This is a genomic window from Actinosynnema sp. NPDC050801 (assembly GCF_040673975.1).
Classification (GTDB): domain Bacteria; phylum Actinomycetota; class Actinomycetes; order Mycobacteriales; family Pseudonocardiaceae; genus Actinosynnema.
Window position 1 is genome coordinate 16,593 of the sequence record NZ_JBFAQZ010000023.1, and the last position, 22,897, is coordinate 39,489.

The 22,897-nt window shown below is 70.2% G+C and carries 14 protein-coding genes; 8 read left to right on the forward strand and 6 right to left on the reverse strand.

What is annotated here, in order from left to right; all coding sequences use genetic code 11:
• The first annotated feature begins 27 nt into the window (after positions 1 to 27).
• Positions 28 to 1,281: a hypothetical protein gene (locus AB0K14_RS34020; protein WP_360457572.1), complete on the forward strand. Its 1,254-nt coding sequence runs from the start codon at positions 28 to 30 to the stop codon at positions 1,279 to 1,281.
• Between the two features lie 24 nt (positions 1,282 to 1,305).
• Here the strand turns inward: AB0K14_RS34020 and AB0K14_RS34025 are convergent, their stop codons facing one another.
• The 5 genes from AB0K14_RS34025 to AB0K14_RS34045 are packed head-to-tail and all read right to left on the reverse strand — an operon-like array spanning position 1,306 to position 6,533.
• The gene (locus tag AB0K14_RS34025; protein WP_360457575.1) at positions 1,306 to 2,514 is read right to left on the reverse strand and encodes a class I SAM-dependent methyltransferase; all 1,209 of its coding nucleotides are present in this window, start codon (positions 2,512 to 2,514) and stop codon (positions 1,306 to 1,308) included.
• A gap of 14 nt (positions 2,515 to 2,528) precedes the next feature.
• Entirely contained in the window at positions 2,529 to 3,242 is a 714-nt protein-coding gene (locus AB0K14_RS34030; protein WP_360457577.1) for a DUF1365 domain-containing protein, read from the reverse strand.
• Complete coding sequence (locus AB0K14_RS34035; RefSeq protein ID WP_360457580.1) at positions 3,239 to 4,489, reverse strand: FAD-dependent oxidoreductase; 1,251 nt, start codon at positions 4,487 to 4,489, stop codon at positions 3,239 to 3,241. Before AB0K14_RS34035 ends, AB0K14_RS34030 begins: the two co-directional genes overlap by 4 nt.
• A complete protein-coding gene (locus AB0K14_RS34040; protein WP_360457583.1) occupies positions 4,486 to 5,673 on the reverse strand; it encodes an FAD-dependent oxidoreductase in 1,188 nt (395 codons plus the stop codon). Before AB0K14_RS34040 ends, AB0K14_RS34035 begins: the two co-directional genes overlap by 4 nt.
• 11 nt (positions 5,674 to 5,684) lie before the next feature.
• Positions 5,685 to 6,533, reverse strand: coding sequence for a cyclopropane-fatty-acyl-phospholipid synthase family protein (locus tag AB0K14_RS34045; RefSeq protein WP_360457586.1), 849 nt, complete (start codon positions 6,531 to 6,533; stop codon positions 5,685 to 5,687).
• A gap of 581 nt (positions 6,534 to 7,114) precedes the next feature.
• On the opposite strand from AB0K14_RS34045, the gene AB0K14_RS34050 reads away from it, so the two are divergent.
• The 5 genes from AB0K14_RS34050 to AB0K14_RS34070 all read left to right on the forward strand — a co-directional run bounded on the left by AB0K14_RS34050 (position 7,115) and on the right by AB0K14_RS34070 (position 18,343).
• Complete coding sequence (locus AB0K14_RS34050) at positions 7,115 to 9,430, forward strand: tetratricopeptide repeat protein (protein WP_360457589.1); 2,316 nt, start codon at positions 7,115 to 7,117, stop codon at positions 9,428 to 9,430.
• Positions 9,431 to 9,639: 209 nt separating this feature from the next.
• A complete protein-coding gene (locus AB0K14_RS34055) occupies positions 9,640 to 13,056 on the forward strand; it encodes a hypothetical protein (RefSeq protein WP_360457592.1) in 3,417 nt (1,138 codons plus the stop codon).
• A gap of 79 nt (positions 13,057 to 13,135) precedes the next feature.
• A complete protein-coding gene (locus AB0K14_RS34060; protein ID WP_360457596.1) occupies positions 13,136 to 16,174 on the forward strand; it encodes a glycoside hydrolase family 2 TIM barrel-domain containing protein in 3,039 nt (1,012 codons plus the stop codon).
• A gap of 196 nt (positions 16,175 to 16,370) precedes the next feature.
• On the forward strand, positions 16,371 to 17,018 hold the full coding sequence (locus AB0K14_RS34065) for a response regulator transcription factor (RefSeq protein WP_360457749.1): 648 nt from the start codon (positions 16,371 to 16,373) through the stop codon (positions 17,016 to 17,018).
• Positions 17,015 to 18,343: a HAMP domain-containing sensor histidine kinase gene (locus AB0K14_RS34070; protein WP_360457599.1), complete on the forward strand. Its 1,329-nt coding sequence runs from the start codon at positions 17,015 to 17,017 to the stop codon at positions 18,341 to 18,343. The genes AB0K14_RS34065 and AB0K14_RS34070 overlap by 4 nt, the downstream gene beginning before the upstream one ends.
• Here AB0K14_RS34070 and AB0K14_RS34075 read toward each other — a convergent pair.
• Entirely contained in the window at positions 18,324 to 19,820 is a 1,497-nt protein-coding gene (locus tag AB0K14_RS34075; RefSeq protein ID WP_360457602.1) for an aromatic amino acid ammonia-lyase, read from the reverse strand. The two genes, AB0K14_RS34070 and AB0K14_RS34075, sit on opposite strands and share 20 nt — an antisense overlap.
• A 63-nt stretch (positions 19,821 to 19,883) precedes the next feature.
• Between AB0K14_RS34075 and AB0K14_RS34080 the strand changes: the two genes are divergently transcribed.
• Complete coding sequence (locus AB0K14_RS34080) at positions 19,884 to 21,434, forward strand: FAD-dependent oxidoreductase (RefSeq protein WP_360457605.1); 1,551 nt, start codon at positions 19,884 to 19,886, stop codon at positions 21,432 to 21,434.
• Positions 21,421 to 22,893: a long-chain fatty acid--CoA ligase gene (locus tag AB0K14_RS34085; RefSeq protein WP_360457608.1), complete on the forward strand. Its 1,473-nt coding sequence runs from the start codon at positions 21,421 to 21,423 to the stop codon at positions 22,891 to 22,893. The genes AB0K14_RS34080 and AB0K14_RS34085 overlap by 14 nt, the downstream gene beginning before the upstream one ends.
• Positions 22,894 to 22,897: the final 4 nt, after the last annotated feature.

The following is a 22,897-nucleotide window of genomic DNA, read 5'->3' on the forward strand; positions in this document are numbered from 1 at the left end:
CTCCACCGCAATCTCATTGGAGCATGATTGAGCTCGAACGACGCCGACGTGGCCGGTCTGCGCGGTCGCGTGAACGCGTTCACCGCGCCTGCGCGCCACCGCCAGAAGAAGTGGATCAACAATACCAAGGGTCAGGTGGCCACGCTCATCCTGACACCGGTCCTGATCCTGGGCATGGTCGTCATCGTCGGGTTCGCCTCCGGCGTCGCCACCCAACCGGGATGCACCTTCCGACAGCTGATCGGCCAACTCGTGTTCTCCCAGGACGGCGGCAAATTGCTGTGCCGTTCGGTACCGCTGTGGGGGGACATTCCCAGCTTGACGTTGTGCCTCACCTCGTCCTTCGCTCTCGGGCTGTTCTGGGTGTTCGTCACCCGACTCCGCTCGTTGCAGGAGAAGGTGGTTTCCGTCGGACTGTTCCATAAAGAAGACCTCGAACACGGCGCAGTGGGAGATGCGCTCGCCAGCCTGCGCAAGAACATCAACTATAGCAAGAAGCAGCGCCTGCCGATCTTCGTCGTCTCCCTGGGTCTAGGCTTCCTCCTCTACTTGTGGACCTTGAACAACGGTGAGATCTTCCGCGACCTGGCCGGTATCTATTCATCTGCGAATGGTGACCCTGTACGGGAGGAGGATCTCCGTCGATCGTGGTGGGCAAACTACGAGAATCACTTCGCCTTGGCCGCGCTTTGGATCGTGATCGGCGCGCTCGGAACATACTGCACAATCCTGCAAGGCTACCTGTACGTGGTGGTCGGGTTGTTCATATTCAAGGTCAGGAGAATCCTCCCGGCACGCTACGTCCCGAAGAGGCTGAACCGTCACTACGGATGGGGTGCGGGTAAATCGATCGTCACCGCGACATACTTCGGAGCGATCAACTTCGCAGTGTCGTTGACCGCGATCATCTACATGCTGAGCAGTGCGGAACGCGGCTCGACGACGAACGTGATCATCGCGATCATCGTCCTCCTGGGCGTGGGGGCGACGAGCCTCTTCCTGTTCTCGCTGATCTTCCAGATCAAGAAGAAGTTCCGAGCCTCGGTTGCCGAAGAATTGGCGGTGGTCAACGCACGGCTCGCAGACGTCGTTCCCGGTGTCGACGAACCGCGCGCCCGTCCGCGTCGCGGCGGGTACGACGCCTACCAGCTCGTCCTGGCCAACGAACTGGCCAACACGCCGAGGTATCCGTCGGACCAGAAGACCTTGAACCTGCTGTCGTTGTTGCCCGGGCTGGCGGCCCTGGTGAAACTGGTGCAGGAGGCCGCTAAGATCATTTGAGTGGTGTTCGGTGCCGATCGGTCGTCATCGGGTAACCCGTAGCTGCCACACGTTCAAGAACCCTGAGCGGAAGCCGGCCTCGGAGTACGCGAGGTAGAAGTCCCACATCCGCTGGAACCCGTCGTCGAATCCGGCCGACGCCACCTGCTCGCGATGCGCCAGGAATCGGTTACGCCACTCATCGAGGGTTCGGGCGTAGTGCTGTCCCAGGCTTCGTCGCTCCGCGATGCGGAGTCCCTGGATCCTCAAACCCTCCTCGACCACGCGCATGGACGGAAGCTGACCTCCCGGGAAGATGTGCTTCCCGATCCACGTGTGTACTCCCCGCATCGCCGACATCCGCTCGTGGGGCATCGTGATCGCCTGGAGCGCAAGCGCCCCACCTGGAGCGAGCACCCTGTCAAGAACGGCGAAGTAGTCGGGCCAGTACCGGGAACCGACCGCTTCGATCATCTCGACGGACACCACAGCGTCGTAACTGCCCTCGATTTCGCGGTAGTCTTGGAGCACCACGCGCACGGAATCACTGAGCCCTTCCACGTCCAAGCGCTCCCGCACGAAGCGCTGCTGTTCCGAAGACAGGGTCACGGTAATCACTGACGCGCCCCGTCGCGCCGCGCGGAGAGCCAACTCGCCCCAACCCGAGCCGATCTCGAGCAGCCTGGTGCCCTTGCCCACTCGGGCGTCGTCGAGCACCGCATCGATCTTGCGCAGCTGGGCGGAGTGCAGGTCGTCGTCGGGGCCGAACAACGCGGCCGAGTACGTCATCGACTCGTCCAGGAACAGGGCGAAGAGGTCGTTCGACAGGTCGTAGTGCTTTCGGGCATTGGACCTGGCGCCGTCGGGCGTGCCCAGGTCCGTATCCGGCCGTGCTTGACCGAGCCGCCGACGAAGCAACGCCACCATGCGTGAGGGCGGACGCTTCAGGCGTGCCGCGAAGGGCGTCAGAAGACCGGCCGGATCGGTGCTCGTCCAGTCACCTGCCATGTACGCCTCGCCCAGGCCGATCGGTCCGACGACGGCAAGGCGCCGGAAGAGGTGTGAGGGTCTGATCACTCGCATGATCGGTGAACTAGGGCCACCGCGACCGATCACCTCGCCGCCTGGAAACGCGACACGCACTGGCGCCGCCGAGACGAAGGCACGGAAGAACCGTTCCATCAGCCACTCGCGCATCGGCGCCGCTGGCGGGACGAGCGATGACCATGCGGGAACGGGAGTCGTGACCAGCATGTGGTGTCCTCTCATCAGGAGTGGAAGTCACGCGGAACTACGCGCATGCCCTGTGCCCACATGAGCACGCCGTGCCAGCGGATCAGCGTGCTCACCCGTTGCGGCATCAGTGGTGCGGTGAGCGCAAAACGCGCCACATCCCGCGCTCGTGCGTCGTGGCGGTGCGCGGTCATGACACCGGTGAACGCCACGCGGCCGTTCTGAACGAGGGACACGGTCAACGACAAGCGTTCCCCCGGTTCGGGAAGGCGCATCCGGTACTGCCCGGCAACCTCGAAGAACGGCGAGACGTAGAACTCCTTCTCCACTTCGGCGAAAGGCGCCTCGGGAACAGTGAGCAGGTAACAATGGCGCTGCGCGTACGTGTTGGTCACCTCCGCGATGACGCACGCCAGCGAGCCGTCCGGTCGGTGGCACCAATACACGGTGAGGGGGTTGAACACGTAGCCGAGCACGCGGGGTGACGTGAGCATCGTGATCCGGCCACTCTCCAGGTCGATGTCCCGCTCGGCCAGCCAGTGATCGACGTTGGCCCGTATTGACCGGTGTGGTGCCCCCAAGTGGTCGGCGGCGTCGAACTTCGCGAAGGCGTGCAGCCAGCCGGGCAGTTTCGGCAGGTTGTCCAAGTCGACGCACCACAGGTCCAGTCGGTGGCGGAACACCCTCAACTTCGAACCGCGACGGATGTGCACCAAGTGACCGCGGTAGATGGCGGGCAACGTCGTCACCAGCGCACCCCCAACGCCAACGCGGCACGCACGCCTGCGACGCACCCGTCCTCGTGGAAGCCCCATCCGTGGTAGGCACCGGCGAACGCAAGTCTCGGCGAGTTCAGCTCCGGCAGCCTCCGTTGCGCGGCCACCGCCTCTGCGGTGTACACCGGGTGCCGGTAGACCAACTCCTTGATGACCCGGGACGCGTCGACCCGGTCGCCAGCGTTGAGGCTGAGCACGTGGGGGACCGGCTCGCTCAGCCGCATCAGCCGGTTCAGGTCGTAGCTCACCAGTACCCGATCACGGCCCTCACACGCGGGTTTGAGGTAGTTCCAGGCCGCGTGAACCCGAGCACGAGTGGGCAGCAGAGCGGCGTCCGAGTGCAACCGCGCCTCGTTGCGGCTGTAGGTGAAAGCTCCGAGAACCTGCTTCTCCAGCGCGGTCGCATCGGCCAGGAGAGCAAGGGCCTGGTCTGCGTGCGTCGCGAGCACCACGCAGTCGAACACCTGGGCATGGCCCGCGGCGTCGATCAGTTCGACATCGTCTACGTGCCTGCGAACCACTTCCACCCTAGTGCCGGTGCGGACCGCGTGAGCCGCACCGATCTTGTCCACATAGGTGCGCGACCCGCCGATCACCGTCCGCCAGGGCAGCGAGCCGACCGGACTCAACATGCCGTGGTTGCGGAGGAACGCGAACAGGTGGGTGGCCGGATACGTGAGGCTGTGGTGTTCCCCGGTCGACCACACCGCCGACACCAGCGGCAGCGCGAAGTGTTCCGTGAAGTAGCGCGAAAACCTGCCCGCTGTGAGGAATTGACCGAAGCTCGGGCCACCATCCTCACTGAACTCGAACGTGCGGGCGGCACGGTAGAAACGCGGCACGTCGGCGAGCATCCGAGCGTACTCGCGCAACGGGCTGCCACCGCTCGGCACCATCCCGAGACCGCCCTTGCCACCGGCGTACTCCAAACCGCATCCCAGGCACCGGATGCTCATCGACATCTCGGTTTCACGGGTGGACACCCCCAGTTCGCGGAAGAGCCTGGTCAACGTCGGGTACGTGACGGCGTTGTGCACGAGGAACCCCGTGTCCACCGCCACGGAACTGCCGTCCGGGGTGATGACGTCGTGCGTGTCGGCGTGGCCTCCCAACTTGTCGCCGGCCTCGAACAGGGTCACGTCGTACTTGTGCCGCAGGACGTGTGCCGCGGTCAGACCAGAAACGCCGCTGCCGATCACGGCGGCTTTTCGACGGCTCATGATTGCTCCGACGTTCTCGGCCGGTCGCGTGTGGCGACCATCCCGGTGTTAACTGGTCCAAGGTTGAAGTCGTGGCGGATTGCGTCCACAGCCGTGAGGGCGCTGCGCACCGCACCCTCCGCCGAATCGAGCGGGTAGGAGTTGCGCATCGCGGATCCCGCGAAGTAGACGGCGTGGACGGCACGGCGGAGCAATTTTTCGGGATGCAAGTAGTCACCCACGAAGACCGCTTCACCGGGACGCTGGTTGGGGCGGCACTTCACCGTGACGGGATCCCGTTCCAGTTGCAGGAACTCAGTGATCTCGGCCACCACGTGCTGTCGAGCAGTGCGCGGTGAAAGCGTGCACAGCACGACGCACCGGTGGTGTCGAGGCTGTACCAGCACGTTGATGCCGCTGTGGCTGTACAGGCGTGGTCGCTCCTCGGCGAGCACCTTCTCCCGGCGGTCGAGGTCGATGGTGTACGCCACGCAATGCGTGTGCTCGGTCTCGACCACGGTGTGGTCGAGACGGGAAGCGTTCAGGAGGTTGACCAAGTCCGGGACGAAGGCCGTCACCACGACTGCGTCGAATCGCTCGGTACCCCTGCCTGCCGTGACGACCACCCCATCTTCGCCCGGCGCGAGCGCGGTGACCCGCGAGCCGGTGCGCAACACGACACCTCGTGCTCGGAGCGCGCCCAGCCACGGCTTCACGAGGTAGTCGTCCGTGGGGCCGGGCAGCACGTACCCGGTCTTCGACCTCAGGAGGTTGGCGCCCATCCGCGCCAGCCCTCCAGGTGAGTAGTTGCGCAACGAGCCGTAGCGGTTGCCGCCCTGCTCAGCCACCAGCGGGGTTCGGCGCCACGTCCGAGCGAGGCGCACCCGTTCCGACCACGGGATCTCCTTGGCGAGGAAGCGGTACAAGTGAGATATCTCGACCCACCCGGAGGCCGCCGTGCGGGAGAGCCTGCGCACGACCTCCAAGTCGTCGAAGACGCTGCGTCCGGAGTAGCCGCGGATAGTCCGAAGAATGGCGAGGAGCTCCGAGTAGTCGTCCATGAAGAACCGCGGGCAGTGCTCGCCGTTCTCGTCGGTGCCCGCACGGCCACCGAAGTGGTCAGCCTGTTCGTGCACGACCACGCGCACACCGACGTGGTCGGACAACTTCAAGGCAGTGGTGAGGCCGGAGATACCCGAGCCCACAACGCACACCCTCATCCCGATGGCCCTTCCGCATGACGGTCACCGACCTTGGCGACGACCTGGTGCACGCTCATCCGGTTCGCCTCGAATGCGAGCGACGCACCGGCGAGGTACAGCCGCCAGATGCGTGCCCTGCGGCTGCCGAAGCGGTAGTGGATCTCGTCCCGATCCGTCTCCAGTCGCCCGGCCCACGCGTCGATGGTGCGGATGTAGTCCTCACGCAGGCAGTCGACGGTGCGGACCTCGAAACCCGCAGCTTCGAGGTACTCCAAGGTCCGGTGCAGGGGACGCATGACCATGTCACGGGCTATGTAGGACTCGATGAACGGCCCGCCACCGGGAGCCGAGCGGCTACGCGACATTTGCTGGAGCAGCAGGCGTCCACCCGGGCGGAGAACCGAACGCATCGCCTCGCAGTAGGACGCGTAGTTGTCGTTACCTACGTGCTCCCCCATTTCGATGGAGGCAACCGCGGCGAACGAGCCTTTGATGTCTCGGTAGTGCTCCAGTCGTACCTCGACCAAGTGCTCCAAGCGCCGATCCACGACTTGCGACCGAACGTACTCGTACTGCTGCGCCGACAACGTCACGCCGGTGGCCCGAACCCCGTAATGCTCGGCGGCGTACAGGAGCAGCGACCCCCAACCACAGCCCACGTCCAGCAAGGTGTCACCCTGTCGCAGCGCGAGCTTTCGGCAGACGAGGTCGAGCTTCGCGAGCTGCGCGGAATCGAGCGTCGTACCCGGCCCGTCGTCCCGCCAGTAACCGCACGAGTACGCCATGGTGGGACCGAGCAGGGCGCGATAGAAGTCGTTGCCGAGGTCGTAGTGGTGGGCGATCGTAGTACGAGCGCGCGCCACGGTATTCCGCTGTCCACGGGGCCGGGACTCCTCGGCGGGTCTCCTGGGAAACGGCCCGATCGCACCCAATCTCACGACCAGGGACAACAGGCGGGGCCAGCAACTCATCGGCACTCGTCGGCCCGTCCTGGTCCGAGCCACGTATGCCAAGCCCATCCGCAACGCATCGCGCAGGTCACCCTCGACATCCAGGTCGCCCGATACGAATGCGCGAGCGAGGCCCAGCTCGCCAGGGCTGCGCAGTACGTGCCGGACAGCTCGCGGACTCCGGATCACCACGGTCGGGACGGTCGTGGGTCCTGCGCACTCGCCGTCCCATCCCCGCACCCGCCACGGTGGGTCGACCCCGAACGCGGCGCGGCTGAACGCTACTACCTCGGGAGCGATCCCCGCCGACGGCCGCGCCGCGCTGGTCTCCGCTGTCGTTCCCACAAGCACCTCCTCCACCACCGGGCGGCGAACGCATCGACCGCCGCATCGCAGGTACGACACCACGCGGGGTGTCACAGGTACTTCCGGTCTGCAGAACGCTGAAATACGCTGCACTGGCCGGTCAGGGCCGAGTACCCACCGGAGGTGCCATGCCCGAGGTCGATCCGAACGACGACCCCGCGAGCGGGTTGTCCCAGGAACTCACCAAGCTCGTCCTGCGGGCGGAACGGCGAAGCGGACGCAGCGTGGACCGGGCTGATCTGGCCCGCAGGCTGAACATCTCGGTCGGCAGCCTGTACGCCTACCTCAAAGGCACCACGGTGCCGCGGTCTCCCCTGTTCGAGCGTTTGATCACCGCGCTGGGGGCCAGTGGGTCCGAGTTGGGGCGGCTGAGTTCGTTGCGGGAGTCCGCCGAGCTGAGCCAGCGACTCCGACGACACAGGTCCACAGGTCGGGCGAAGCGCGGTACCGGCCGTTCGACATCGATACCGCAGCAACTGCCGTCGGTGACCGACAACTTCGTCGGGCGCCGGTACGAACTCGCCGTGCTCGACAAACTGCTCGACGAGGCGAGCACCGCTGCCGGCACGGTGGTCATCACCGCCATCGACGGGACGCCCGGTGTGGGTAAGACATCGCTCGCCGTGCGGTGGGCGCACCAGGTCGCCGAGCATTACCCCGACGGGCAGCTCTACGTGAACTTGAGAGGGTTCGACTCGCGTGCGCTGATGGCTACTACAGAGGCGCTCCACGGCTTCCTGGTATCACTCGGCGTGGCGTCTGATGCCATCCCCGGGGAACAGGACGCGATGTCCGCCTTGCTGCGGACATTGCTGGCCGATCGGCGAGTTCTCCTCCTGCTGGACAACGCCCGTTCCGATCACCAGGTCCGCCCGTTGCTGCCAGCCGCGCCCTCGTGCCTGGTAGTGATCACCAGCAGGAACAGGATGGACGGTCTGGTCGTCCGGGAGGGTGCCCGTCGGGTGCTGCTGGACGTGATGTCGAAGGAGGAGGCGCGCGCCGTCCTCACCGGGCTCCTGGGCGTCGAGAGGGTGGAGGAGTCCTCGCGGGCGGCCGATGACCTGGTCGAGTTGTGCGCAGCTCTACCGCTGGCCCTCGGTATCGCCGCCGCACGTGTCGCGAGCCGCCCAACACAATCGATGGCGGCGCTCGTCACCGAGTTGGGCGACGTACGCGCCCGGTTGGACTTCCTCGGGTCAGACGATCCTGACGTCGACCTGCGGTCGGTATTCCACTGGTCGTACGCGGCGCTCCCGCCTGATGGCGCCCGCCTGTTCCGGCTGCTCGGGACACATCCCGGTCCCGACGCGGACGAGGACGCGTGTACCGCTCTGCTGGGCGTCAGCACTGCTCCTCGCCAGGAATTGAGCGCATTGGTCAAAGCCAACCTCGTGGTAGAGCGCAGTCCTGGCCGCTTCGGCATGCACGACTTGATCCGAGGCTACGCCGAAGAACTGGCCGATGAGCACGACACCGATGAGCGCCGTGCCGTCACCCGCCGAATACTCGACCACTACTTGGACGCGGCGAACGCCGCAGACCAGCAGATCCAACCAGGTGGCGCGACCGTGCGATCAACGGCACCCGTCCCGGACGCGTTGCCTTCCCACTACAGCGACGCGATGTCGTGGTTCACGAGCACGTTCCCCGTTCTGCGGGCCGCCATTGCGCTGGCGGCCACCAGCGGTTTCGAATCACACGCCTGGCGGTTGGCACATGCCTGCACCGTCTTCCTGCGGCGTTCGGGGCGACGTGCAGACCGGGTGGCGGTGCACCGCACGGGCGTGGACGCCGCGTTGCAAGCAGGCGACCGGCGTTCATACGCGAACGAACTCCGACTGCTGGCAGACGCCCTCGCACGTACCGGCCAGCGGGACGATGCGCTCGACCTGCTGCACACGTCGTTGGCGGAGTCCATCAACCTCGGCGATGACGACGCTTGTCGTCAAGCTCATCTGTCTTTCGTGCGCCTCCTCGAAGGCGAGCGAACATTCGAAGACGCGCTGCAGCATGCGTTGCGCGCTCTCCACCTGGCACGCGACAAGGACCTCCTCGCCCAAGCAGACGGCCTGACCGCGGTGAGCAGGCAGCTGTGCTTGCTCGGCGAGGCCGAGAAGGCGCTGTCCTTCGGCACCCGTGCCCGTGAGTTCTACATCCGGCTGGGCCAACTCGAAGGGGAAGCCAGCATCTTGTCGACGATCGGCCTTGCCCAACAACAGCTCGGCCACCATGGAGAGGCAATCGCCAGTTACGAGCGATCTGTCGAGCTGGACCGGATCTTGGGAGACGCATACTGGGAAGCACGTGCGTTGAACGGACTAGCAGATGTGTATTACCTGCTCGATGAGCAAGAGGAGGTGCGCCTGTTGCGGGCACAGGCATTGGAGATCTTGGAATCGCTCCACCACCCCGACGCAGAAGCGGTCCGTCGGCACATGACGTAGCAGCTGACCGGCGATCGATGCGCGGATGCATCGCCGATCCCGGGAGGACCACGACGTCCACGACGGGTCTGGTCGGGTGGGTCGTTGCGGATGGGGTGACGCTTCGGGGCGGCGATGTGCGATGTTGAGGGTGTGGCACGGCGAGGGCGTGATCCGACTCTCTGACGGCACGGCGACAGGTCGAGCGGGCCTCGACGGAACGGCGGCGGGTGGACGAGGTCAGGGTCTCCAGGACCGGGGACGCGATCGCGAGCGCGCCGGGCGCGGTCGCGATCAGCGGGGTCGGCACGGTGCAGCTGAGCGGTGCTCCCCCGGCGCGCTCCGACTACCGGGATCGGATCGCCCAGATCGCCAGGACGCCGCTGCGCGACCGGGAGGCGGAGCTCGCCGAGCTGGCCGCGTTCTGCACCGACCCCGGCGAGGACGCGCCGGCGTACCGGTGGTGGCGGGCGCCGAAGTGGTCGGGCAAGACGCTCCTGATGGCCCACTTCGCGTTACAGCCGCCGCCGGACGTGCGGATCGTGGCCTTCTTCGTCACCGCCCGCCTGGCCGGCAACGATACCCGCGCGGCGTTCGTCGACGTCGTCGGCGACCAACTGGCCGAGATCCTGGGCGAGCCCAGCCCGACCACCCTCCCCCGGCACGTGAGCGACAGCTACCTGAACGGGCTGCTCGACCGCACCGCCCGGGCGTGCCGCGGGCGAGGCGAACGGTTGGTGCTGCTGGTCGACGGCCTCGACGAGGACCGCGGCACCCCGCACGACCAACCAGTGCACGGCACGAGCATCGCCGCCGCCCTGCCCGCGCACCCCCCGGCGGGGGTGCGGATCGTGGTGTCCGGGCGCCCCAGCCCCGAACTGCCCATCGACGTCCCGCCGGACCACCCGCTGAAGGTCCCCGCGGTGACGCGACCCCTGGCCCCTTCGCCGCACGCCGAGGTCGCCAAGGACCAGATGCTGCTGGAGCTGGATCGACTGCTGCACGCCGGTCCCCTGGAACGTGACCTGCTGGGCCTGGTGACCGCCGCACGGGGCGGCCTGACCACCCACGACCTCGCCGAGCTGACCGAGCGGCCGGCGGCGGACGTGCGGCGCCTGCTGCGCGGGGTCACCGCGCGAACCCTCGACACCAGGGGTGGGCACTGGCACCCCGACACCGAGGTCTACCTGCTGGGCCACGAAGACCTCCACGCCATCGCGACCGAGGAACTGGGCGAACCCCTGCTCGGCCGGTACCGGCAGCGCCTGCACGACTGGGCCGAGCGCTACCGTGACCTGCGCTGGCCGGCCGAGACGCCGGAATACCTGCTCCGCGGGTACTTCGCGATGGTGAGGGCCAACGGCCTCACGTCGCACATGCTCGCCTGCGCGACGGACCCGCACCGTCGGGACCGGATGCTCGACCTGTCCGGCGGCGATGTCGGCGGGTTGTCGGAGATCACCGCCACGCAAGAGGTCATCGCGACCGGGAATCGCCCCGACCTGTGCGCGATGGTCCGCCTCGCCATACACCTCGACCACGTCACCAACCGCAACAGCAACATCCCGACCGCACTGCCCGCGGTCTGGGTCGGGCTCGGCCACGTCGACCGAGCCGAATCCATCGCCTACTCGATCGTCGACCCCACGAAACGCTTGGACGCGTTGACGGCGGTGGCCACCGCGACCGCGGAGTGGGGTGATCGTGACCGTGCCGGGCGCCTCCTCGATCAGGCGGAGCAGCTCGCCCACACCATGACGGATGGTGCGAACTCGCACGCGGAGGCGCTGGCACGGGTCGCCGGGGCGGCTGCGGAGACCGGCGATCCCGCTCGTGCCGAGCACATCGCCCAGAGCATTGCCGACCACCCCCACGCATACGCGAACGCGCTGGTGCGGATGGCCGGAGCCGCCGCAAGGGCCGGCGACGCCGAGCGGGCCGAGCACATCGCCCACACCGTCGGACACCTCCCGCACCGTCACCCGACGACGCTGGCGCAGATCGCCGGAGCGGTCGCGGAGGCCGGCGATGTCGAGCGGGCCGAGCGGATCGCGCACACCCTCTCCGACGACCGCTACTGGCGGGCGAAGGCCATGGCTCGAATTGCCGGGGCGGTTGCCCACACCGGGGAGGTGGAGCGGGCCGAGCGGATCGCCCAGGCCATCACCGATTCCCCCGACCCGCACGCGCGTGCGGATGCGCTGGCGCGCGTGGCCGCAGCGGCCGCGGAAGCCGGTGACGCGGGACGTGCCACACGCCTCATCCACGAGGCCGAGCAGCTCGCCGACTCCATCAGGGAACCGCACAACCAGGCGAACGCGCTGGAGCGGGTGGCCGAGGCGCTGGTGCAGGCCGGTGATCTCGACGGAGCCGAGCAGATCGCCCGCACCATCACCTACCAGCCCTACCAGACGAAGGCCCTGGCCCGGTTGGCCGACGCGGTCGCGGCGGCCGGCCAGGTCGACCGGGCCGAGCAGATCGCCCACAGCATCACCGTCCACGACCCCTATGCGAAGGCGGAGGCACTGGCACGGGTGGCCGGAGTGGTCGCGGAAGCCGGTGACGCGGAACGTGCCACACGGCTCCTCCACGACGCCGAGCAGGTCGCGCGCACCACCACTCCCCGCCGGGCGCCGGTGGAGACGCTGGCGAGGGTGGCCGGGATGATCGCGGAAGACGGCGACTTCGAGCGGGCCGAACGCATCGCCGGCACCATCACCATTTCCCACTGGCGGGCGACAGCGCTGGCGCGGATAGCCGGGGCGGTCGCGGAAGCCGGTCATGTCGACCGGGCCGAGCGGATCGCCCGCACCATCACCGACGTCGACCCCTACTGGAAGGCGGAGGCGGTGGCGCGGGTGGCCGGGGCGGTCGCCGAGGCGGGCGACGTCGACCGGGCCGAGCAGATCGCCGGCACCGTCGACCACGGCAGTTCGCCGGTGAACGTCCTGGCACGGCTGGCGGAGGCAGTCGCGGGGACCGGTGATGTCGACCGGGCCGAGCAGATCGCCCGTGCCGCCCCCCACCGGGACGCCGAGGCACTGACGCGGGTAGCGGCCGCGACTGCCGGGGTCGGCTACTTCGACCGGGCTGAGCACATCGTCCGCTCCATGACCGACCGCTATTGGCTGGCGAAGGCACTGGCGAGGGTGGCCGGCGCGGTCGCGGAGGCCGGTGAACCCGGCCGCACCGCACGTCTCCTCGACGACGCCGAGCGCGTCGCCCGCAGCATCACTCAACCGCACAACCGGGTGAGCGTGCTGGTGTGGGTGGCCGAAGCGGTCGCCAAGGTCGGTGATCGCCGACGTGCCACGCGTCTGCTCAACGAGGCCGAGCAGGTCGCCCACGCGATCACCCACCCCTTTTCGCAGGCCGACGCCCTGACGCGGGTGGCGAGCGCGGTGGCCGAGACCGGGGACGTCGACCGGGCCGAGCGGATGGCCCGAGCCATCACGGCGGATCGTTCGCACCGGACGGAAGCGCTGGTGGCGTTGGCGCGGAATCGTTCGGCCCCACGCCGGGAACACCTGGTGGTCGACGTGTTGAGACTCCCGGACTGGCAGCTCTCCGTCGACGTCCTGGTCGAACTGGCCCCCGAGGCGCTTGAGGTGATCCTGGCCGAACTCGCCACCGTCGGGTGGGTCTGAAGCCCGTTGACCGCCTCCTGACCGCATCACTAGGCTATCGAACCGCTTCGACAGCCCGGGGCGGCGAGGAGGTGACGGGATGTCCGCACGCTACTTCGAGGCCTTCTCGCCCGGCTACGGCAAGGTCGCACCGCGCGCCGCGCTGGACTCGGACGCCCCGAGGTTGGACCTGGACGGCGACTGGGCCTTCCGGTTCTCGACGACGGGGCTCGACGAGCCGGACGGCTTCGAACTGCCCGACTTCGACGACACCGGGTGGGATCGACTCCCGGTCCCGTCGCACTGGCAGCTGCACGGCTACGGCCACCCGGTGTACGTGAACATCGCGTACCCGATCCCGGTCGACCCGCCGTTCGTCCCCGACGAGAACCAGACCGGCGACTACCGGCGCGTCTTCGACCTCCCGCCGTCCTGGGCGGGCACGCCGGCCGTGGTGCGCTTCGAGGGCGTGGACTCGTGCGCCCGGGTCTTCCTCAACGGCGTCGAGCTTGGCGTGACCTTCGGCAGCCGCCTGCCGACGGAGTTCGACGCCTCGGCGGCGCTGCGGCCGGGGCGCAACGTCCTCGCGGTCAGGGTGCACCAGTACTCCTCGGGCACGTACCTGGAGGATCAGGACACCTGGCGCATGTCCGGGATCTTCCGGCACGTCACCCTGCTGGCACGGCCCGCCGGCGGCATCCGCGACATGTTCGTCCACGCCGACTACGACGCGGCCACCGGCGGCGGGCGGTTGCGGGTCGACGTGGACGCGGACGCCCTCGCGGGGATCACCATCCCCCGGCTGGGGGTGGCCGACGCGCCGGTCGACCGGGTGTTCGACTTCGACGCCGTGCGGCCGTGGAGCGCGGAGGACCCCTTCCTCTACGACGCCGTGCTGGCCACCGGGAGCGAGCGGGTGCGCCTGCGGCTCGGGTTCCGCACAGTCGCGATCAACGGGTCCGGCGTGCTCACGGTCAACGGCCGCCGCGTGGTGCTGCGGGGCGTCAACCGGCACGAGTTCGACCCGGAGCGCGGGCGGGCGGTCACCGTCGGGACCATGCGCCGGGACGTCGAGATGATGAAGCGGCACAACATCAACGCCGTGCGCACCTCGCACTACCCGCCGGACCCGAGGTTCCTCGACCTGTGCGACGAACTGGGCCTGTGGGTCATGCTCGAATGCGACCTGGAGACGCACGGGTTCGAGTACAGCGGGCCCGGGTACTGGTCGGGCAACCCCTCCGGTGACCCGCGCTGGCGCCCGGCGTACCTCGACCGCGTCGAGCGGACCGTGGAGCGGGACAAGAACCACCCCAGCGTCATCTCCTGGTCACTGGGCAACGAGGCGGGCGACGGGGAGAACCTGGAGGCGATGGCCGCGTGGGTGCGCGAGCGCGACCCGTCCCGGCCGATCCACTACGAGGGCGACCGGATGGCCCGCTACGTGGACATCCACGCGGTCATGTACCGCACGCCCGCCGACGTCGGCCGGATCGGTCGCGGCCTGCTGCGGCCGGGCGAGAACCACTACCCGGCCGACGACGGCGAGGGCGACCCCGCGGACGAACCGCGCAACCGCATGCCGTTCCTGCTGACCGAGTTCGCCCACGCGATGGGCAACGGCCCCGGCGGCCTGGCCGAGTACGACGCGCAGTGCGAGCGGTACCCGCGGGTGCAGGGCGGGTTCGTGTGGGAGTGGATCGACCAGGGCCTGCGCACCACCGACGCCGACGGGCGCGGGTTCTTCGCCTACGGCGGCGACTTCGGCGAGGACCTGCACGACGGGAACTTCATCTGCGACGGGCTGGTGTTCCCCGACCGGACGCCGTCACCGGGGCTGCTGGAGTACCGGAAGGTCATCGAGCCGGTGCGCATCGAGGCGGGCGACGGCGCCGACGGCATCCGCGTGCACAACCGCTACGACTTCCTCGACCTGTCCCACCTGAGGTTCACCTGGTCGCTCTTCCGCGACGGCACCCTGATCGCCGACGGCGTCCTCCCCACGCCGCGACTCGGCCCCGGCGAGCGGACCGAACTGCCCCTCCCCTCGACCGCCTCGCCCGGCGGCGACGGCGACGGCGAACGGTGGCTGACCGTCGAGGCGGAGACGGCGGAGCCCACCGCTTGGGCGCCTCGGGGGCATGTGGTCGCGTGGGGCCAGATCCCGCTGCCGACCGCCGGCCACGTCCGCACCGTCACGCTGAGCGGTCCGCCCGTCCCCGCGCAACCCGTCGACGCGCACGTCGTTCTCGGCCCGGCGCGCTTCGACCGGCACACCGGGACGCTGGTCAGCCTCGGCGGGCAGCACCTGCTCGGTCCTCGGCTGGCGTTGTGGCGCGCACCGACCGACAACGACCTCTCGTGGACGCAGGGCGACGCGCGGTACTGGGAGGCACGCGGCCTGCACCGGCTGCGCCACCGGACGGTGTCGGTCAGCCCGGACCGTGACGGCCTGACCGTCGTGGTGCGCAGCGCGGCCGCGGCGGTGACGTGCGGTTACCTCACCACCTACCGCTGGGACGCCGACGGCGAGCGACTCCGCCTGCGCGTGCACACCGAACCGGTCGGCCACTGGCCGGAGCGGGACGACCGCTTCGCCGAGGCGATGGTCGACGCCGACCTGCCGCCCGAGCGGTACGAGGAACTCGTCCGACGGGACAAGGCACCCTCCCTGGCCCGCATCGGCCTGCGGTGGACGGTGCCCGAGGAGTGGTCCCACGTCCAGTGGCTCGGCGCCGGACCCGGAGAGGCCTACCCCGACTCCCGGCAGGCGGCGCGCATCGGCCGCTTCCGCAGCACGGTCGAGCAGCTGCAGACCCCCTACGTACGACCGCAGGAGAACGGCAACCGGCTGGACGTGCGCTGGGCCGAGGTGGCCGACCCGGAGGGCTCGGGGATCCGCGTCGAGGGCGATCCGGTGTTCAACCTGGCCGCCCGGCGGTGGAGCGACCGGCACCTGGCCGCGGCACGGCACCAGACCGACCTGACCGCCGAACCGAGGATCCACCTGTACACCGACCACGCCGTGCAGGGCCTCGGCTCCGGTGCGGTGGGGCCGGGCGTGTTGCCCGAGTACCGGCTCGAAGTCCGACCCGCCGAGTTCACCTTCGTCCTCACCGCCCTGCCGGGGCGCCGCTGACCGGGAGTGCCCTCCTTTCGAGACGGATGAGCGGCCCTTCGGTCCAACCCGACCCGCCGCCGGGCATACCGCCGATCCGCCGGAGGGTGGCGCGGCCGTAGCCACGGTGCTCTCGTCACGTTGACCGAACACCCCGAAGTGGGATTCTGGTCGCGTGCAGGGCAACTCCAGATCCTGGCCGGCCAACTGCTTCCGGTTGTTGCTGGTGGAGGACGACCGCGAGCTCGTGGAGTTGCTCGCCGCCGCGTTGCGCGAAGAGGGTTACGCGGTCGACGTCGCGTTGGACGGACAACGAGGACTGCACCTGGCCCTCACCCGCCCGTACGACGTGGTGGTCATCGACCGCGGCCTGCCCGCGCTCGACGGGCTCGACCTGCTGGTGCGGCTGCGCGCGAGGTCGGTGCGGGCGCGGGCGTTGATCCTGACCGCGCTGGGCGCCGTGCACGACCGGATCGACGGGCTCGACGCGGGCGCGGACGACTACCTGGCGAAGCCGTTCGACCTGGACGAGTTGAGCGCCCGGCTGCGGGCGCTGTGCCGGCGTTCGGTGGAACTGGCGGACGTGCTGCGGATCGGCGCCGGGCACCTGGACGTCGGGCAGCGGGAAGTGGTGCTGCCCGACGGCGGGCGGGTGCCGTTGACCACTCGGGAGTTCACGCTCCTGCGGGTGCTCGCCGGCCACCCGGACACCGTGCACACGCGGGCGTCGTTGCGGCGGGTGGTGTTCCCGGACGCCTCCGCGACATCCATTGTGGACACTTACGTGTACTACCTGCGGACCAAGATCGACCGTTCGGTGGTGCACACGGTGCAGGGACTCGGCTACCGGTTGGGGGCGCTGTGAGTCGTTCGTGGGTCGAGGCGGAACGCGCGGTCGTCGGGCGGGCGCGCCTGCGGATCAGCGTGCTGGTGGCCATGGCGATCACGGTGCTGGTCGCGTTCGTCGGCGGCATCGCCTACGCCGTGATGGTGCACGCGCAGGAAGCGCAGGTGAAGCGCGAGCTGTGGTACAACGCCACGTTCGGCGCCCCGTCGACGCCTCCGGGGTGCACGTGGCTGTTCATCCTCGACGACGGCGTGCTGGACGACGGCCTGCTGAAGGTGCCGCCGGGTTTCCCGCTGCACGAGGACATGGAGGCGGTGCGGGCGTCGGGCGGGACCATCGAGCGCGACCTCGACCTGAACGGCACCGAGTACCTGGTGCGGACCCAGCGCGGCGCGGGCGACAGCACCGTCCAGGCCGTGTTCGACACGCGCTACCAGCTCGCCGACCGGCGGCACCTGTTGCTGGCCTTGGTGATCGCGGAGCTGGGCGGCCTGCTCGCGGCGGCCCTGATGGGGTTGGGCGTGGGTCGCGGCACGCTCGCGCCGCTGGCCGAGGCCCTGGCCAGGCAGCGGCGGTTCGTCACGGACGCGAGCCACGAGCTGCGGGCGCCGATCGCGCGGGCGTACACGCGGGCGCAGTTGCTGGCGCGCCGGGCCGAGGCGGCGGACCTCCCCGACGACCACCGCGACAGCCTCGACAAGCTCGCCACCACGATCCGCGGGCTCGGTGACGTGGTGGACGACCTGCTGCTGTCGGCACGGTTGAGCCGGCCGTCCGAGGGTCCGGACGGCCGGCCGGTGGACCTGGCCGCGGTGGCCGACGCGGCGGTGGAGGCGGAGCAGGACCGGGCGGGCGAGCGGCGGATCGCGCTGAGCGTCGAACGCCCGGCGGGCCCGCTGGTCGTGATCGGCGTCGAGACCGCGCTGCGGCGGGCGGTGGACGAGCTGCTGGCGAACGCCGTGCGCCACACGCCGGACGGCGGCCGGATCGACGTGCGCCTCGGGCGGCGGGACGGGCAGGTCGAGCTGACGGTCGAGGACACGGGCGAGGGGTTCGACCCGATTGAGGCGGACCGCCTCTTCGACCGGTTCCACCGGGGACCGGGCGGTCCGGAGCGGCGGTTCGGCCTGGGGCTCGCGTTGTTGCGGGAGGTCGTGACCGGCCACGGCGGCACGGTGGAGGCGGTCGGCCACCCGGGCCGGGGCGCCCGGTTCGTGCTGCGGCTGCCCGCAGCCGACCCCGCCGCCGCGGCCGACCCCGCCGCCGCATCCAACCCCGCGGCCGCGGCCGACCCCGCGGCCGACCCGACCGCCGGCGAGGCGATCAGTACCGGCCCGCGATGACCAGGTCGGCCGCGACCCGGACGTCGACGTCCAGCGGTCGGTCGGGGTCGACCGGGGCGATCGCGTCGGCCAGGGCGTCGAGCAGCGCGGCGCAACGGGGTGCGGTGGGCCGTCTGCCGCCCACGTGGACCGCCTGCCGCAGGCCGAGCGCCAGTGAGCCGCACAGCAGCCGCAGCAGTTCGGCGAGGTCGTGGGCGCGCAGCGCGGCCTGGGTGCCGAACGGCACGACGTCCTGGTTGTGCAGGTTGGTCGGCAGGCTCTGCGTGCTCGCGGGCAGGACCGCACGACGGATCTCGGCGACGAACGCGGTCGTGGCCAGCTGCACGCCCTGCAACCCGTGCTGACGCCCGGGACCCGCGGCGAGCATCGGGGGCAGGCCGGTGTTGCGGACCGGGTCGACCAGCAGGTCCAGCTGCCGTTCCGCGAGGTTGCCCAACGACGCCGTGACCATGGCGAGCACGTCCGCGGCGAACGCGGCCGGCTGGCCGAAGAAGTTGCCGCCGTGCGCCACGAGGTCGTCACCGGGGAAGAACAGCGGGTTGTCGCTGACACCGCCGAGGTCGGCCGCGACGACGCCCTCGACGTAGCGCAACGCGTCCTCGGCCGCACCGAGCAGCTGCGGCGAGCACCGGATGCTGTACGGCTCCTGGAGGGCGCGCTGCCCGCTCGGGACGGTGCCGACGAGGGTCGCCCGCATGTGGTCGCCGACGACGACCGCACCGGGGTGGCCGTACGCCGAGATCAGCCTCGGTTCGAGGAACCCGGGATCGGCGCCGAGGACGTCCACGAGCAGGCACGTCAGGTCCTGGATGGCACGGTGTGAGGCGCGCACGCCCGCCAACGCCAGCGCGGTGGCGGCCGTCGTCACCGACGTGCCGTTGACCAGCGCCAACGCGTCGCGCCCGTCGAGGGTGAGCGGCGTGAGGCCGGCACGGCGCAGCGCGTCGTCCGCCGGCATCCGCTCACCGTCCACGTAGGCGTGGCCGCGGCCGCGCAGCGCCTGGGTCGCGTAGGCCAACGGGATGAGGTCGCCGCTCGCGCCGACCGAGCCGTACCGCGGGATCGCCGGGACGAACGTGGTCGCGAACATCGCCGCCAGCCCGTCCACGACGCGCGTGGAGACCCCCGAGAAGCCCTGGGCGAGCGACCACGTCCGCACGAGCAGCGCGGCGCGGGCGATGTCGGCGGGCAGGTCCGGTCCTTGGCCCGCGCCCAGGTGTGCGAGGGTGTTGTCGCACTGGTCGGCCTCGTCGTCACGGCCCGCGAAGCCGATGAGGGCGCCGAACCCGGTCTTCGCGCCGTACACGGGCCGTTCGTCGTCGGCCAGCACGGTGCGCAGGTACTCGCGGCCCCGGTCGACCCGCTCGCGCACGGAGGCGCTGACCAGCACGGGGAGCGGTGCCGCCGCGCGGCTGAGGTGGTCGCCGGTCAGCGGTGCGCCGAGGTCGACGGGAGCATCGGTCACGGTCGTCGTCACGGCACCGACGGTAGGCGTGCGATCTCAGAGAGTTCTGAGATCCGGTGCGTAGCTTCCTGGCCCATGGCGCACGACTACCTGATCATCGGGGCGGGACCGGCCGGTTTGCAGCTCGCCGCCCTGCTGGAGCGCGACGGTCGCGATTACGCCGTCCTGGAACGCGGCACCGGGCCGGGCACCTTCTTCACCCGCTACCCGCGGCACCGGACGCTCATCTCCATCAACAAGGTCCACACCGGGTACCCCGACCCGGAACGACGGCTGCGGATGGACTGGAACTCGTTGTTGTCCGACGACCCGGAGCTGCTGTTCACCCGCTACAGCCGCAAGTACTTCCCGGACGCCGACGACCTGGTCCGCTACCTGGCCGACTTCGCCGCGGCCACCGGCGTCCGGGTCCACTACGACACCGAGGTCGCGCGGATCTCCCGCGACGACGAGGGGTTCGCCGTGCTCGACCGCGGTGGACGGACGTGGCGGGCCGCGCGGGTGGTGGTGGCGACCGGGGTCTCGCAACTCCACGTGCCGCCGATCCCGGGCATCGAGCACGTCGAGCGCTACGACACCTTCGACACCGACCCGGAGGCGTTCACCGACCAGCGGGTGCTGGTGCTCGGCAAGGGCAACTCGGGGTTCGAGACCGCCGACGCCCTGGTGGAGCACGCGGCGGTCATCCACGTGGCCGGGCCGCACCCGGTGCGGCTCGCGTGGCGGACGCACTACGTCGGCCACCTGCGCGCGGTGAACAACAACTTCCTCGACACCTACCAGCTCAAGTCGGAGAACGCCGTCCTCGACGGCACGGTCGAGCTCATCGAGCCGCGGCCCGGTGGCGGCTTCCGGGTCCGGTTCCGCTACGCGCGCTCGGCGGAGTCGTCCCGGGAGCTGGAGTACGACCGGATCGTGGCGTGCACCGGTTTCCGGTTCGACGCCTCGATCTTCGACGACGGCTGCCGCCCGGCGCTGGTGATCGACGACCGGTTCCCGGAGCAGACGCCCGCCTACGAGTCGACCAGCGTGCCGGGCCTGTACTTCGCGGGCACCCTCACCCAGCAGCGCGACTTCAAGAGGTCGACCAGCGGGTTCATCCACGGCTTCCGCTACGGCGCCCGCGCCCTGCACCGCATCCTCGCCGCCCGCCACCACGGCACGCCGTGGCCGTCGACGGAGCTGGCCCCGTCGCCGGAGGCGATCAGCGACGCGCTGGTGGCCGGGGTGAACCGGTCGTCCGCGCTGTGGCAGCAGTTCGCGGTGATGGGCGACGTGGTGACGGTCTCCGGCGACACCGCGCGGTACGAGGAGGAGGTGCCGGTCGCGTACGTCGCCGACGGCGGCCTCGGCCCGGCCGGGCACCGGTTCGTCGCGACGCTGGAGTACGGGCCCGACCACGACACCGTGGACCCGTTCGACACCACCGTCCGGCGCGTGGCCGAGAACGACGCGGCCAACGCCCACGACGCGAGCTACCTGCACCCCGTCGTGCGCTACTACCGCGACGGCGCGCTCGTCGCGACCCACCACCTGGCCGAGAACTTGGAGAACCACTGGGACCTGGCGGCGGTGCACCAGCAGCCGCTGGCCCTGTTCGTGAAGGAATGCCTTGCCGGCGCGTGACGCCGAGCCGTTCCCCGCCGCGGTGCTCGACGCGCTGGAGACCGCCGGGGACCGGCCGGTGTTCGAACACGGCTCGCGCGTGGTGACCGGCGCGGAGCTGCTCGACCTGGTCGCGCGGATCGCGGCCGGGTTGCGGCGGGAGGGGCTGGGTCCGGGTGACGGCGTCGCGCTCCTGCTCGGCGTCGACCCGGAGGCGTTCGCCATGATCCTCGCCGCGCACACCGTGGGCGCGCGGGTGCTGGGGGTGCGGCCGGGACTGCCCGACGACCAGGTGCGCCACCTCCTCGGCCTCGACATCGCCGCCGTGGTCACCGACCCGGACGTGGCCCGCGCGGCGACCGTCGACCCGGACCGCACCCGCGTGCTGACCGTCGACTCGTTGCGCGGGGCCCGTGCCGACGGCCGGCCCCGCTGCGCGGGCAGGCCCGCGGACGTCGCACGGCTGATCCACACCAGCGGCAGCACGGGCGCGCCCAAGGCCTGTGCGCAGACCTACGCCGCGATGACGGGCGCGTGGGCCGCACGACCGGACGCGTGGCCGCCCGCGATCCGCGAGCTGGCGTCCCGGCTGGACCGCTTCCTGGTGTTCGGGTCGCTGTCGAGCCAGGTCATGTTCGAGTACGCGGTCGTGACGATCGCCGCCGGTGGCACCGCGGTCGTCGCCGACCAGCCGGGGTTCCCCGACGCGATCACCCGCCACCGCGCCTCGGCGAGCGTGATCACGGTGCCGCGGCTGGCGAAGCTCGTCGCCGCGCAGCGCCGGGATCCGGCCGACCTGTCGTCGTTGCGGGCGCTGATGGTGTCCGGGTCACCGCTGACGGCCGACCGGCACCGCGAGGCGCTGGACGTGCTCGGACCGGTCCTGTTCCACGGCTACGGCCAGACCGAGACGAGCATGATCTCGATGGCGACCCCGGCCGACCCGCCCGGAACGGTGGGGACGCCGCCCGCCGCCGTGCGCGTCGAGGTCCGCGGCCCGGACGGCGGGCCGGTCCCGCCGGGTGTCGACGGCGAGCTGTTCGTCCGCACGCCGGCGCAGGCCGACGGGTACTGGGCGGACCCCGCGCGGTCGGCCGAGGTGTTCGCGGACGGCTGGGTCCGCACCCGCGACCTCGGCCACTTCGACGCCGCCGGCCACCTGCTCCTGACCGGCCGGGCCCGCGACGTGGTCATCGTCAACGCGAACCTGCACTACGCGGGCCCGATCGAGCGGGTGCTCGCCGAGCACCCGGACGTCGCCGAGGCGTACGTGGTCGCCGTGCCCGACGAGGACACCGGCGAGGCGGTGCACGCGTTCGTCGTGCCCTCCGGTGACCGGGCGCCCGAACTCGCGGCCCTGCGCGAGTGGGTGACCGCCCGGTTGGGCGCCGCCTGCGCGCCGGTGCGCGTGACCGCGATCGAAGAACCGCCGCTCGCACCGAGCGGCAAACCGGACAAGCGCCTGCTGTCCGCTCCCTGACGTG

Bases quoted from the DNA above. Each gene is read 5' to 3' on its own strand.
- AB0K14_RS34025 (WP_360457575.1), bottom strand. From the start codon at position 2,514: ATGCTGGTCACGACTCCCGTTCCCGCATGGTCATCGCTCGTCCCGCCA.
- AB0K14_RS34060 (WP_360457596.1), top strand. From the start codon at position 13,136: ATGTCCGCACGCTACTTCGAGGCCTTCTCGCCCGGCTACGGCAAGGTC.
- AB0K14_RS34035 (WP_360457580.1), bottom strand. From the start codon at position 4,489: ATGAGCCGTCGAAAAGCCGCCGTGATCGGCAGCGGCGTTTCTGGTCTG.
- AB0K14_RS34080 (WP_360457605.1), top strand. From the start codon at position 19,884: ATGGCGCACGACTACCTGATCATCGGGGCGGGACCGGCCGGTTTGCAG.
- AB0K14_RS34050 (WP_360457589.1), top strand. From the start codon at position 7,115: ATGCCCGAGGTCGATCCGAACGACGACCCCGCGAGCGGGTTGTCCCAG.